Origin of the sequence: Glycomyces mayteni, assembly GCF_042428885.1 — a bacterium.
Taxonomy (GTDB): Bacteria; Actinomycetota; Actinomycetes; order Mycobacteriales; family Micromonosporaceae; genus Glycomyces; species Glycomyces mayteni.
In genome coordinates this window covers 322,366-335,767 of the sequence record NZ_JBHMBP010000001.1, presented here as the reverse complement: position 1 = coordinate 335,767, position 13,402 = coordinate 322,366, and the positions used below count along the sequence as shown (strand labels likewise).

Annotated in this window: 12 protein-coding genes and 1 riboswitch; of the genes, 5 read left to right on the top strand and 7 right to left on the bottom strand. The window is 72.2% G+C overall.

Annotated features, from left to right (window positions below):
- Nucleotides 1-82 precede the first annotated feature (82 nt).
- Together ACFFXY_RS01585 and ACFFXY_RS01580 are read left to right on the top strand one after the other, a co-directional pair.
- Nucleotides 83-1,027, top strand: a complete 945-nt coding sequence (locus tag ACFFXY_RS01585) for an NAD-dependent epimerase/dehydratase family protein (RefSeq protein WP_382345209.1) — start codon at nt 83-85, stop codon at nt 1,025-1,027.
- Nucleotides 1,028-1,129: 102 nt separating this feature from the next.
- Complete coding sequence (locus ACFFXY_RS01580) at nt 1,130-2,146, top strand: glycosyltransferase (protein ID WP_382345207.1); 1,017 nt, start codon at nt 1,130-1,132, stop codon at nt 2,144-2,146.
- On the opposite strand, the gene ACFFXY_RS01575 is transcribed toward ACFFXY_RS01580, so the two are convergent.
- The 7 genes from ACFFXY_RS01575 to ACFFXY_RS01545 form a co-directional block, all read right to left on the bottom strand.
- Entirely contained in the window at nt 2,143-3,168 is a 1,026-nt protein-coding gene (locus ACFFXY_RS01575; RefSeq protein ID WP_382345205.1) for a GNAT family N-acetyltransferase, read from the bottom strand. The two genes, ACFFXY_RS01580 and ACFFXY_RS01575, sit on opposite strands and share 4 nt — an antisense overlap.
- A gap of 391 nt (nt 3,169-3,559) precedes the next feature.
- Nucleotides 3,560-4,822: a threonine synthase gene (gene thrC / locus ACFFXY_RS01570; protein WP_382345204.1), complete on the bottom strand. Its 1,263-nt coding sequence runs from the start codon at nt 4,820-4,822 to the stop codon at nt 3,560-3,562.
- Between the two features lie 14 nt (nt 4,823-4,836).
- A riboswitch (SAM riboswitch) is annotated at nt 4,837-4,943 on the bottom strand.
- Nucleotides 4,944-5,021: 78 nt separating this feature from the next.
- Nucleotides 5,022-5,819 carry a dihydropteroate synthase gene (gene folP, locus ACFFXY_RS01565; RefSeq protein WP_382347328.1) on the bottom strand — a complete coding sequence of 266 codons (798 nt, stop codon included), beginning with the start codon at nt 5,817-5,819 and terminating at the stop codon, nt 5,022-5,024.
- 89 nt (nt 5,820-5,908) lie between these two features.
- The gene (locus ACFFXY_RS01560) at nt 5,909-6,991 is read right to left on the bottom strand and encodes a hypothetical protein (protein ID WP_382345203.1); all 1,083 of its coding nucleotides are present in this window, start codon (nt 6,989-6,991) and stop codon (nt 5,909-5,911) included.
- Between the two features lie 15 nt (nt 6,992-7,006).
- Entirely contained in the window at nt 7,007-7,912 is a 906-nt protein-coding gene (locus ACFFXY_RS01555; protein ID WP_382345202.1) for an HAD family hydrolase, read from the bottom strand.
- Between the two features lie 223 nt (nt 7,913-8,135).
- Nucleotides 8,136-9,281, bottom strand: coding sequence for a DUF5667 domain-containing protein (locus ACFFXY_RS01550; protein ID WP_382345201.1), 1,146 nt, complete (start codon nt 9,279-9,281; stop codon nt 8,136-8,138).
- A gap of 307 nt (nt 9,282-9,588) precedes the next feature.
- Complete coding sequence (locus tag ACFFXY_RS01545; RefSeq protein WP_417398519.1) at nt 9,589-10,332, bottom strand: ECF subfamily RNA polymerase sigma factor, BldN family; 744 nt, start codon at nt 10,330-10,332, stop codon at nt 9,589-9,591.
- A gap of 438 nt (nt 10,333-10,770) precedes the next feature.
- Between ACFFXY_RS01545 and ACFFXY_RS01540 the strand changes: the two genes are divergently transcribed.
- The 3 genes from ACFFXY_RS01540 to ACFFXY_RS01530 all read left to right on the top strand — a co-directional run bounded on the left by ACFFXY_RS01540 (nt 10,771) and on the right by ACFFXY_RS01530 (nt 13,401).
- A complete protein-coding gene (locus tag ACFFXY_RS01540; RefSeq protein ID WP_382345197.1) occupies nt 10,771-11,016 on the top strand; it encodes a glutaredoxin family protein in 246 nt (81 codons plus the stop codon).
- A gap of 254 nt (nt 11,017-11,270) precedes the next feature.
- A complete protein-coding gene (locus ACFFXY_RS01535; protein ID WP_382345195.1) occupies nt 11,271-11,975 on the top strand; it encodes a redox-sensing transcriptional repressor Rex in 705 nt (234 codons plus the stop codon).
- Between the two features lie 16 nt (nt 11,976-11,991).
- Nucleotides 11,992-13,401: a glutamyl-tRNA reductase gene (locus tag ACFFXY_RS01530; protein WP_382345192.1), complete on the top strand. Its 1,410-nt coding sequence runs from the start codon at nt 11,992-11,994 to the stop codon at nt 13,399-13,401.
- The last annotated feature ends 1 nt before the right edge of the window (nt 13,402 follow it).

Sequence of the window (13,402 nt, the reverse complement as noted above, 5' to 3'; positions counted from 1 at the left end):
TGCTCTTGTATTTTCGGCGAGGGTGTGCGATCGTTGTTCTCAACAGAGAGCAGTGCTCTCGAATGAGAGAGAGGGAACTCCAGTGACCGACCACGTCATCCTCGGCAAAGGCCAGATCGGCTCCACCGTCGCGAGCCTCCTCGCCGAGCGCGGCGAGCGCGTGCGCGTGCTCAGCCGCTCCGGCGGCCCCTCGCAGCCGGGCATCGAGCACGTCAAGGTCGATGCCCGCGACGCCGAGGCCCTCACCGCCGCCGCCAAAGGCGCCGACGTCATCTACAACTGCGCCAACCCCGCCGGGTACCACCAGTGGGCCGACGAGTGGCCGCCCATGTTCGCCGCCATCCTCGCCGCCGCCAAAGCCCACGGCGCGGGCCTGGTCAACACCGGCAACCTCTACGTCTACGGCCCCGTCACCGAGCCCATGACCGAGCGCACCGCCCTCCGCTCGCCAGGGCACAAGGGGCAGATCCGCATCAAGATGTGGAACGACGCCATGGCCCTCCACGAGAGCGGCGACCTCCGCTTCACCGAAGCCCGCGGCTCCGACTACTTCGGCCCCGGCGCCCTCGCCGACGCCATGCTCGGCGAGCGCGTCGTCCGCCCCGTCGTCCAGGGCAAGCGCACCGTCACCGTCCTCGGCGACCGCGACGCCCCCCACTCCTTCACCTACATCCCCGACGTCGCCCGCGCCCTCATCCGCCTCGGCGGCGACGACCGCGCCTGGGGCCGCCCCTGGCACGTCCCCACCGCCCCGGCCGCCTCCCAGCGCGAGATGATCCAGGCCATGGCCCGCCTCCTCGGCCGCGGCCCCGTGCGCGTCGCCACGATGCCCTGGTGGTTCCTCATCCACGTCGTCGGCGCCGTCGAGCCCGCCATGAAGGGCATGGCCGAGACCCGCCATCAGTGGGACGGGCCGTACGTCATGGAGTCCGCGGACTTCACCGACACGTTCGGGGACAAGGCGACCGACACCGACACGGCGCTGGCCGAGACCCTGGAGTGGTGGCGCCGCCGCCTCGCCGCCTAGCACCGGGTGTTCGCGGACAGTTCACCCCTGCGCAAGCAACCGGCCACGGCCCCGGGGCGTTCTCACGGCATAGTCACGCTCCCGCCCAGAGGAAGTGAGCCCATGCGACTGTCGCCCCTCGTCCCGGCCGCTCTCAAGCGCCGCCTGCGCCGCGCCGCCCCGCGGTCCAAGGAGTTCCTGCACGTCATCGCCACCCGCCACGGGATCGGCGTGTTCGACGAGCAGTGGTTCGCCTACCGCCAGCTCATGATGGAGCACCTGACGCTCGCCTCGCTCGACGCCCAGACCGACCGCGACTTCATCTGGGTGATCGGGGTCGACCGGGACATGCCCCCGGCCGCCCGCAAGCGCCTCGACGGCCTCGCCGAGGGCCGCCCGTACATCAGGATCGCCGAGACCGAGCTCAAGCGCGACTTCGTGCCCGACCTCGCGGCCTGGGTCCGCCAGGAGGCGAAGGCCCGCAAAAAGGGCTGGGTCCTCACCACCCGCCTGGACGACGACGACGCGATCCACCGCGGCCTCACCGGCCGCCTCCACGAGGAGGCCGCCGCGTACCTGGCGGCGGGCGGCACCGCGCCCGCGATCCTCTCGCCGGTCCTGGGCTGCAACTGGGTGCCGTCCCGGGCCGCCGGGCACCGCGCCTACCACCACAGCCCCTCGATCGGACTGAGCCTCCTGGAGCGGGCGGGGGACCCGGGCACGGTCTACCGCAACAACCACCGCACGCTCGCGCAGGTCCTCGCCCCCTGGAACTACAACGTGCGCCACCTCGACGGCGAGACCATGTGGTGGCTGTACGCCCACACCGGCCTGTCGCACATGCAGAGCGAGGGCTCGGACCGGATGGACAAGGTCGCCGGCCACCGCCGCGCCTTCGCACTGGACGCGGCGAGGCTGGCCCCGTTCGGCGTCACCGCCGAAGGGGCCAGGGCCATCCGCGAGACCCCCGAGCCGGAGGTGGGCGGCACGCTGTTCGAGCTCAACCGCCGGGGTCTGGACCTGGAGGACGAGATCCACTCGCTGCGCGAGGCGGCCCGCGGCGGGGACGCGGCGGCTGTCGAGCGGATCGCCGAGCTGCACGCGCGGCGGCGCGCGATCCACGAGGACCTGATCCGCTAGGCCAGTTTCTTCTGGAAGACGGTCTCGTGCCCCGCGAGGCGGTAGCCCACGGCCTCGTTGATGCTGATCATCTGCGAGTTCGACTCGGCGTTGCCGGTCCACACGCGCCGCATCCACGGGCGCATCGACCGCAGCCGCCGCTGGTTCGCGATCTTGAGGATCGTGCCGAGGCGGTGCCCGCGGAAGCGCGGGTCCACGATCGTGTTGCCCTGGTGGCAGTCCCGCTCGTTCCCGGCGGTCACCTGGATCTCGGTGAACCCGGCGACCTCGCCGCTCTCGCGGTGCACGACGGCGGTCTGGAGGTTGAGCTGCCCCTTCTGGAGGCGCTGGCGCTCCCACAGGCGCAGGGTGTCGGCGGTGATGCGGCCCTCCTGGAGGTCCCAGTCGCCCAGCGGCATGTCGGTGTACATGCGGGCGTTGAGGTACGCCATGCCCTCGATGACATGTTCGGGCGGGACGCCGTGGAAGCTGACCAGCTCGAAGCCGTCGGCCTTCGCCCAGGCCGCGTCCCAGACCCGGTCGAGCTCGTCCTCGTCGACCGCGTCGAGGTCGCACATGCGCACGGCCGCTTCGAGGGACCGCTTGTAGCCGTTGTCGATCAGGAACGGGCCGCCGTCGCCGCGCACGTCGGGGGCGCTCTCGTGGGGGACCGCGAGCCACGTCGAGACGGTGGTGCGCCCGTCGGCGGCGGCGCGCTCCTCGGCGTGCCGCAGCAGGGCCGAGCCGATGCCGCGGCGGCGCGATCCGGGGCGGACGCCGGCCGAGAAGTTCGCGAGGTGGGTGTTGTCGCGGTCGGAGAGCACCAGGGTGAGGTAGCCGAGGACCTCGCCGTCGCAGACGGCCGCCCACTGCTCGCGGCGGTTGTCGGGGTCGGGGACGACCAGGCCGACGAGGGGGCCGAGCGGGCGCCACGGGCTCAGGCCCTGGAAGTCGTGCTCCTCCACCGATTCCTGCGCGTCGAGCCAGGACTGGACGAGCCCGTGGTCGGAGGGGTCCACCCGGACGATGTCGAAATGCGTCATGGCCTGAGCCTGGCAGAGGGGTGCGACGCGGGCAAGCCGTTAGCGGCCGCGGATGCGGGGAAGGTTTGGGGGAGTGGGGATCCGGTTACACCCATGCCGGGACGGAAACACCGGGGCAGGGTGGTCGGGAGACCGCAGTTCCTGACACCGGCTGGCGCTGCTCGACACGTTCTAGCCCCAGGACTCGCAGTCAACCGGGTGAGTGGCGACAGGACGTCTGCGGCCTCCCGCACCAAGAATTCTTGCTCATTCAGTGAATACGGTCAAGACCCGAACTTCTCTTGTTTTTGTCGGGTACCCGACACTTCACTTCACAACGGTCACTGTGAGTGATAATTTCAGGAGTTCGGAAAGCGTTTGACGAGCAGGGATTCCGAACTCCTGACTCCATTCAGGAAACTAGAATGCCCGCGTCCTTCGCCGCTTTCAACGACGGCTTCACGGTATGCGTCGGCCCCACCAGGGACGACACCGCGTCCAGTGTCTTCAGTCCCTCACCGGTGTTGTAGATGACGGTCTCCGCCTCCGGGTCGAGGCTCCCCGCCTCCAAGAGCTTACGGAGCGTAGCGACGACGACGCCGCCGGCCGTTTCAGCGAACACGCCGGTGGTCGCGGCGAGGAGCTTCACTCCGTCGCGGATCTCGTCGTCGGAGACCTTCGCCATCCCGCCGCCCGTCGAGCGGCACGCCTCGATCGCGTAAGGCCCGGCCGCCGGGTCGCCGATGTTGAGGCTCTTGGCGATCCCGGTGGGCTTCACCGGGGTGATGACGTCGGTGCCCGCGTCGAACGCGTCGGCGATCGGGCTGCACCCGGCCGACTGCGCCCCGAACACCCGGACCTTCCCCGGGGCCGTCAGGCCGATCTCCGCGGACTCCTCGAACGCCTTGTGGATCTTGGTCAGCAGCTCGCCCGAGGCCATCGGCACCACGACCTGCTCCGGCAGCCGCCACCCGAGCTGCTCGGCGACCTCGTACCCGAGGGTCTTGGAGCCCTCCGCGTAGTACGGGCGGATGTTCACGTTGACGAACGCCGTCGACTCGAAGTCGTCGGTCTCCGTCAGCTCCGAGCACAGGCGGTTCACGTCGTCGTAGGAGCCCTCGACGGCCACGAGCGCGCCGCCGTAGATCGCCGACTGCACGATCTTCCCCGGCTCCAGGTCCGAGGGGATGAACACGATCGACGGGACGCCCGCGCGCGCGGCGTGCGCCGCCACCGAGTTCGCCAGGTTCCCCGTGGACGCGCACGCGAACCGGTCGAACCCGAGCTTCACGGCCGCCGACACCGCGGTCGACACGACCCGGTCCTTGAACGAGTGGGTCGGGTTCGCGCTGTCGTCCTTGACCCACAGCTTCCTCATGCCGAGGGCCTTCGCCAGGTGCTCCGCGTCGATGAGCGGGGTCAGGCCCGGGTTCAGGCTCACCCGGTCCCCGGGGTGGACGCCGACCGGCAGCAGCGGCGCGTACCGCCAGATGTTCTGCGGGCCCGCCTCGATCTGCGCCCGCGTCACCTTCGCGAGCTCGTCCAGGTCGTAGTCCACTTCGAGCGGCCCGAAACACTGCCAACAGGCGTGCTGGGCGACCAGGTCGTAGGTGGCGTCGCAGTTGCGGCAGACCAGTCCCTTGGCCGGGCTGTCGGCGAAAAGGGCATTCGACATACGAGAAGGCTCCTCCCTCATCTTTCCCGCTCGTGGCGGGCCGGATTTGGCACCTGCCGACCGACGTCGGTGGTTGCCGCAGCTTCGCAGGGCCGGACCCCTCAGCTGCTCTGGATGAAGTACGAGCGAAATGCTACGGGTGCGTGACCGGAATCGGCAACAACAGTTCCAACTTCCGAGACGAGGCGCACGGCGCCGTCTAACGGCCCGCCCGGGTCGCCTCCCACACCGCGCGCGCGTCCGCCGTCCCCGCCACGTCGTGGACCCGCACGCCCCACGCGCCCGCCTCGAACGCCAGCACCGACGTCGCCAGCGTCGCGGCCTCCCGCTGCCCCACCGGGCGCGGCTTCCCGCTCTCGTCGCCCAGCAGCCGCCCCAGGTACGACTTCCGCGACGACCCGAACAGCACCGGGTACCCCAGCGCCACGAACTCGTCCAGGTGCGCCGACAGCCGCCAGTTGTGCTCCGCGGTCTTCGCGAACCCGAGCCCCGGGTCCAGGATCAGCCGGTCCCGCTCCACGCCGTTGTCCAGGGCCGCCTCGGCCCGGTCCTCCAGCTCGGCCTTCACGTCGGCCACCACGTTCTCGTACTTCGCGAGCTGCTGCATGTCCGCCGAGTGCCCCCGCCAGTGCATGAGCACCCACCGCACGCCCGTGTCCGCCACGACCCGCGCCATGTCCGGGTCCGCGAGACCGCCCGACACGTCGTTCACGACGCTCGCGCCCGCCCCGATCGCCGCCGCCGCGACCGCCGCGCGGGTCGTGTCGATCGAGACCGCAAGGCCCCGTTCGACCAGCGCCGCGATCACGTCCACCACGCGGGACGTCTCGGTCGCCGCGTCCACCCGGTCCGCGCCCGGGCGCGTCGACTCGCCGCCGACGTCGATCAGGTCCGCGCCGTCGGCGCCCATCTGCTCGCCGTGCGCGACCGCGTCGCCGAAGTCGAGATAGCGCCCGCCGTCGGAGAACGAGTCGGGGGTGATGTTGAGGATCCCCATGATCTGCGGGCGGGCCGGCCCGGTCCCGGCGCTCTGCGGTGTGGTCACGGACTCGACGTTACCCGCGCCCGGAGCGCGAACGCCTCGCATTAAGCCAGGTCCGTGAGGTCGAGCACGTGCCACACGAGGAGCTCCCCGGTGCCCGTGGACCACCACAGCCGCCGCGCGTCCGCCCCGGCCCGCCCCGCACTGGACGCGACCAGGAACGCTTCGCCCGCTTCGAGGTCGAACAGCGTCACCTCCGTCGCGTCGCCCGCGGCCACCGACCGCTCGGCGAGCGGCTCGAAGCGGTCCACCAGTCCCACATCGGGGGACACCGCCGACGTGAACCCCTCGGCGACCGTGACCCTCCCGGTCCCGTCTGGACGGACGAGGTCCGTGCGGGCCCCGTCCTCGGCGTTCACGATGAGGCGGCACCACGTCGCCGAGCACAGCGTCAGCTCCTCCGCGCCGGAGAAGACCTTCACGCCCGCACCGGTGTCGGTGCGCACCAGCTGCGCCCCGCCGAGGGAGTCGGACCCGGCGCTCGCCAGCCACGGCCACGCCGCGGCCTGCCACGCGCCCCGGTGGCCCGTCACCGCCACCTCCCCGCCCTCGACGGGGACCGACCGGTGCTCGGTCACGAGCGTCCCGGAGCGGGCCGTGGCGAGCCAGTGGAGCCCCTCGGCCGCGAACTGGAGGTCGTACGCCGAACCGGACGCGATGACGTCACCGGTGTCGGCGGTCAGCAGCGCGGCCGCACCCGGCTTCCCGTCGGCGCCGCGCGGCGCCGTCCACAGCTCGGAGGCCACGCGGCCCTGCGCGTCGGGCACGGAGGTGATCCACGCGAACCGCTCGTCGGTCGCCGCGGCGGCCACGACCCCGGGGACCGTCCCGGGCTCGGCCAGCACGGTCGCGGCCGCGCCGCCGGTCTCGTCGAGCTCCACATAGAGCAGGCTCCCGGCCCCGTCCGTCGCGAGCGCCCTGTCGTCGTCGAGGACCTTCAGCGGCGTCCACGCCCGGCCGCCGGCGGTCCCGGGCCAGTCGACCGGCTCGGCGTCCCACGTCTCCCACACCGTCGGCGCCGCCGCGGGCGGCGCGGCGGTCTCGGGCCGGTCGGGCGAGGGCCACGCGAGCCACGCGAGCGCGAGCACCGCCGCCCCGGCGAGTGCGAACCGCTGCGCGCCGTCCAAGCCGCCGTCCCAGCTCTAGTCGCGCTCGCGGGACTTGTACAGGTAGAGCAGGCCCGCGCCCACGCCCGCGGCCGTGGCGGCGGGCAGCGCGAGCTTCGCGGCGCGGCGGCCGCGCCGGTAGTCCAGGACCGGCCAGCCGTGGTGGCGGGCCTGGCGCGCCAGGCGCGTGTCCGGGTTGACGGCGATGGCGCGGCCGACCTTCCGCAGCATCGGCAGGTCGTTCGCCGAGTCGGAGTAGGCCGTGCACTGGGACAGGTCGAGGCCGCGCTCGGCCGCGAGCTGGGCGATGCCCTCGGCCTTCGCCGGGCCGTGCATGAGGTCGCCGACGAGGCGGCCGGTGTAGCAGCCGTTCTCGATCTCGGCGATCGTCCCGAGCGCGCCGGTCAGGCCCAGTCGCGCGGCGAGGACCCCCGCCAGCTCGACCGGGCTGGCGGTCACGAGCCAGACCTCCTGGTCGGCTTCGAGGTGCCGCTCGGCGAGGCGCCGCACGGGCGCGAGGATGCGCGGGGAGATGTCGCGGTCCACGACCTCCTCGCACAGGGCCCGCATCTCGTCCACCGGGTACCCGGCGACCAGTTCGAGCGCCGAGGACTTGATCTGCGAGATGTGCCCGTGGTGCTCGACGCCCTGGAACTTGAACCGGGCCTGCTTCCACGCGAAGCCGAGGATGTCGCGCCCGGAGAGGACGCCGTGGCGGGCCAGCGCGCGGGCCAGGTAGTACGTGGACGCGCCGTGCATGAGGGTGTTGTCGACGTCGAAGAACGCCGCGGAGGGGATGTGGGCGAGCTCGTCCTCGCCGGGCGCACCGGGCTCGACGACGACGGAATGGGGGTTGGGCTGGGTGCGAGCGACGCCGCCGCCCCGCACTGCCGTGGAACGGGGTGTGGCGGAGGCGCTGGAGGAAGCCTCGATCTCTGACACCCTGAAAGCCTACAAGCCCAAGGCAGACGGCCTGTAACGCGAGGACGCGAGCCCGGTGAATTTCCAGTGTGGCCTTGTTCATGTATGGCCCCCGTCGCGTGCCTCGGCTACGGGTGGGCGGAAATGCGGCCTTCGCTCCGGTCCCGGTCGGGGGCGCGCGGAAGGGCCGGGTCGCCTCGCGGCTCCCCGGCCCTGCTCCGCACCTTGCTTCAGCGGCGGGTGATCAATTGAACAGGTCCGAGATGATCCCGGTGAGCTCGCCGAGGACGTCGTCCTGCTCCTCGGCGCCGGTGGTCGGGTCGGAGGCGGGGCTGGCGGGCCCGCCGCTCGTCGGGTCGGAGGCGGGCGCGTCGGTCTGCTCGGCCGAGTCGGTCCCGGCGGTCGCGCCGCCGTCGGCGCCGGTGGCGTCGCCGTCCGAGGGCTCGGCCTCGGTGTCGGCGGTGCCGCCGGTGGACCCGGGCGAGGCGGGCTCGGTGGCGTCGACGTTGCCCTGCGCGCAGGTGCCGGGGATCGGCCCGAGGTCGTCGGCGCCGCCGCCGGCCTCGGTGCAGTCGAGGGCTTCGCGCAGCTCGACGGACCTGACGGCCGCGGCCTCCAGGACCGACGCGAGCTCCTCGCCCGCGTCCCGCGCGTCCCCGCCGAGGTCGCCGACGAGGTCGTCGAGGACCCAGCGGTGCTCGTTGGCGAACAGGTCGAGGTAGTCGAGGGGGGCCGGGTCGCCGTCCGCGACCGCGAGCTCGCCGAGGAGCGCGCTGGCGCTCTTCAGCTCCGACGTGGCGTCGGTGAGCGCGTCGGCGGCCGCGGCGTCGTCGTCGGCGACGAGCTGCGCCTCCTGGATGCGGGTGCGCGCGAACTCCAGGTAGAGCTGCGCGCGGCCGAGGTCGTTGCCGGCGAGGGCGAGCTGCGCCCGCTCGGTGGACCGCTTGACGTTGTAGAGGGTCTCGCCGGGGAGGGCGTCGCCGGAGGCCGCGGAGACCCCGGAGATGGCGACGGTGCCGGTGAGCAGTGCCGCGACGATCGCGATGCGCCTGCCGCCGCGGGGGCGGCGGGGGAACATCTCGTCGAGGACGGGCGCGCGCCTCGTCTCGGGGACGGCGGCGCTGGCGCGGTGCCTGGCGGTGACGCCGATCCCCTCTTCGGTGGCGACGGCCATGAGCCGCCTCCTGGTGGCGTCCTGCCAGTCCCTGGACGGGCGCGCGGCGTTGACGAGCTGGTCGCCCAGCCCTCCGAGCCGCTCGGTGACGCCGACGAGTTCGGCGAGTGCCTCTGCCGACGCACCCGATGCGTCCGCGCTGCGGCGCGAGTGAGGGAGGGTGGGTCCTTGGGAGTCAAGCAGCCGCGCGAAATCCTCCGCGCGTCGGCGCTCCATAGGGTTCAATGTCACCGGGCACACCCCCTCTCACTGCATGGATCCTGCTCCTGTACTGAGAACAACGCACGAGTAGCCCCTGAGGTTACGGTTCGCCGCGAACCTTGCGTTTCGGACCACATCGTCCTCGTCGCGGTAGGGTCTCGCGGCGGTATCGGGCCGGTAAAGAGCCCTGACCTGGCAGTTCCGGTCCGCCGTGAGGAGGCGGATCGTCGATTACGGGATTGCGGGCCGAAGCCCTTGGGAACGGGTGGTGTCGGGTTCCCGACGCATGCGGCCGGGAGGGCGGTGGGGGATCGGACGGCCGTCAGCCTCGGAAGCCGTCGGGGAGGAGCCGGGCGAGCGTGCGCACGGCCCGGTACTGGAGCGCTTTGACCGCGCCCTCGTTCTTGCCCATGGTGCGGGCGGTCTCGGCGACGGTGAACCCCTGGAGGAAGCGGAGCACGATGCACTCCTGCTGGTCGGGGTTCAGCTTCTTGACGGCCGTGAGGAGCGTCGCGTTCGTCAGCTTCTCCAGTGCGGCGGTCTCCGGCGAGGTGCTCGGGTCGTGGTCCTTCTCGTCGGCGCCGAGGACGTCGGGCTTGACGATCTCCAGCCGGTACCGGCCGGACTTGAAGTGGTCGACCACGAGGTTCCGCGCGATGGTCACCAGCCACGCGCCGAAGGCCCTGCCCTGCCAGCTGAAGCTGGAGATGCGCCGCAGCGCCCGCAGGAACGTCTCGGACGCGAGGTCCTCGGCGAGCTGGGCGTTGTTGACGCGGAAGTAGATGTAGCGGTAGACCGTGTCGTTGTACCGGTCGTAGATCTCGCCGAAGGCGCCCGGGTCGCCGTCCTGGGCGCGCGCGACGAGGTCGGCGACCTCGTCGCCGTCGACCTGGTCCTCGTGCTGGTCGGTGCCGCGCGGCTCCGCGGCGCCTCCGGCCGCGCCGGGCCCGGTGCCCCGGCCGGGCCGCACCTGGTGCTGCTCGGCGGTGCCGGTGTCCAGGCTGAGGACCGTCCACACGGCCTGCTTCAGCCGGGCGAAGGTCGGGGCCGGGTGCTGCGCGAGCAGCGAGCTGATCGATCCTGCGTTGAAGTAAGGGGCGATGTCTGCTGTGAGCACTGCCGAGTCGTGGCTTGCCACAGCCAAGGTCGGTGCAATACCGGGCACTAGTGGCCTCCTCGTGTGAGGGGTCGTCGGGCCGAGTCGAGTGAACGGATCCCGCAGGGACTGACCCGCCTGAGTCTAGAAATCCGCGGGGTCGGCGACGCGTATTTGCGTTCGGCGTGTCGCGCTCGGTGACGGGTGTGCGGGGGTTGATGTCGGCGCGCGCCCGATGCGCCGGCGTACCCTTCGTTGCGGGGGCGGAATCCCACCATTACCTCCCCAAACGTTCGGTGGTCCGCGGCCGCGGACCGGTTGTGCCTCAATAGTGATCGAGGAATGACGGAGGGTGTCGCACAAGCTGTGCGATCCGGGCCGACTTCTTGGAATGACGGAGGGAGCAGGGTGAACAGGCTGACGCTGCTGACTACAAAGGAATGCCACCTGTGCGTCGCGGCGCGCGAGGCGCTCGACCTGGTGGCGGCCCGGACCGGCGAGGAGTGGACGGAGGTGGACGTCGCCGACGACGATGCGTACGCGCGCGACTACGGCGACCGGCTCCCGGTGCTGCTGCTCGACGGGAGGGAGCACGGCTACTGGGACGTGGACGTCCCGCGGCTGCTCAAGGACCTCGGCGCGACTCCCGCGTGAGGCGACACACCGACAATTATCTGAAATACCGCCCCACAACGGTCTTTTAGGGCAAAATTCTGGCGGACGGCGGCTCGCCGGGACGTCTGCAATTTCGGTACAGCCGGGCCTGGCCCGGTGATACGGGGGTGTACCGCGCAGCGACCGCGAGCCGCCGAGTCCGTTCACCCCTCCGTTCCCCCCGCGACACCCACTTCATAAGCTGAGTGGCGCGCCGGTGCACGGCGGCGCGGATCGGACCTGGAGCTCCAGCATTGACGACCACCGGTGAAGGCACAGGCCAGCGGGCCGCCGCGGTCCCGCCTGCGGCGGCGGCCGACCTCCCCGCCGCGACCGTCAGGCGCCTGCCCGAATACCTCCGCGCCCTCGGCACGCTCTCCGAGTCCGGCGTCGACACCGTCTCCTCCGAGACCCTCGCGGCCGCCACGGGCGTCAACTCCGCGATGCTCCGCAAGGACCTCTCCCAGCTCGGCGCCTCCGGGATGCGCGGCGTCGGCTACTCCGTCGCCAACCTCGCCACCCACATCGCCGGTGTGCTCGGACTCACCAAGGACTCCCGGGTCGCCATCATCGGCCTCGGCCACCTGGGGCAGGCCCTCGCCCGCTACCCCGGATTCTCCGAACGCGGGTTCGACATCGTTGGCCTCTTCGACGCCGACGCGGGCATCATAGGCAGGGACCTCGACGGCCTGCGGGTGCGCGACGTGGCGCTCCTCGCCGGGGCCGTGCGTGACGAAGGCATCAACATAGGGGTGATCGCCACACCCGGCGCGGCCGCCCAACACGTGGCCGACCTCCTCGTAGATGCTGGTGTCACAAGCATTCTCAACTTCGCCCCGTGCGTCCTCGCCGTCCCCCAGGGAGTGGCGGTCCGCAAGGTCGACCTGGCCGTCGAGCTCCAGATCCTCTCATTCCACGAACACCACAAGACGCTCAGCAGGCCGGAAACAGACGTCTAGAGACGGGAACGGTGCAGTGAACCTCCTGGTTGTCGGCATCTCGCACCGCAGCGCAGCGGTCGAGACACTGGAACGGCTGGCGGTCGGCCCCGAGGCCGCCGCCGCCCTCGCGCGCGCCCTCCTGCGCGGCGGCGAGGTCCGCGAGGCCGTCGTCCTCTCCACGTGCAACCGGGTCGAGGTCTACGCCGTCGCCGCGTCCTTCCACGGCGGGCTCTCCGCGGTCGTCGACGAGCTCCACCGCATCTGGGGCCTCACCGAGCTCGAAGCCGACCTCGACTTCGCCTCCTGCGGGTACGTGCGCCACGGCGCCGACGCCGTCGCCCACGCCTTCCGCGTCGCCGCCGGACTCGACTCCATGGTCGCCGGCGAGCCCCAGATCCTCGGCCAGCTCCGCGACGCCTACGACACCGCCCGCGAGGCCGACCAGGTCGGACGCCACCTGCACGAGCTGTTCCAGCAGGCCCTGCGCGTCGGGAAGCGCATCCACGCCGAGACCGACGTGGACGCCGCCGCGCCCTCCATCGTCACCGCCGCCCTCGACCTCGCCGAGCGCGCGCTCGCCGGAGCCGGGTTCGCCAACGGCCTCACCGAGACCCGCGCCGCCGTCGTCGGCGCCGGGTCCATGGGCTCCCTCGCCACCGCGACCCTCGCCCGCGCCGGCGTCAAGTCCCTCGCCGTCGCCAACCGCGACCGCGCCAAGGCCCGGCGCCTCGCCGACGTCTGGGGCGCCGAGGCCGCCGACTACGGCGACCTGCCCGGCCTCGCCGCCGGCGCCGACCTCCTCGTCTGCGCCACGTCCTCCCCCGAGCCGGTGCTGCGCGCCGCCGACCTCGCCGGGCGCACCCGCCCCCTCGTCGTCTGCGACCTCGCCCTCCCCAAGGACGTCGCCGAGGACGTCGCGCACCTGAGCGGCGTCACCGTGGTCGACATCGCCGAGATCCAGCGGGCCGACGCCGCCGGGGCCGCCGCCGACACCCTCGCCGAAGTCGAGCGCCTCCTCGCCGAGGAGATCGCCGCGTTCAACGAGAGCCTGCGCGCCGACGCCGTCACCCCCACCGTCGCCGCCCTGCGCTCGGCCGCCGCCGACATCGTCGACACCGAGCTCGCCCGCGTCGCCCGCCGCGGCGACTTCACCGACGACCAGCGCTCCGAGGTCGCCCGCACCGTCCACCGCGTCGTGCAGCGGCTCCTCCACGAGCCCACCGTGCGCGTCCGCGAACTCGCCGGACAGCCCGGCGCGCCCGACTACGCCCGCGCCCTGCGCGACCTCTTCGCCCTCGACGCGGCCGTCCTCACGGCCGCCGAAGGCGACCACCTCGGCGAGGCCCTGAAGATCAGCCCCGCGTCGGCCCCCGTGGCCGACGCCCTCGGGACGATCCCCTCCGCCCCGTCCGAAACCGGAACGGCTGCGACGCAGCAGTCTTGAG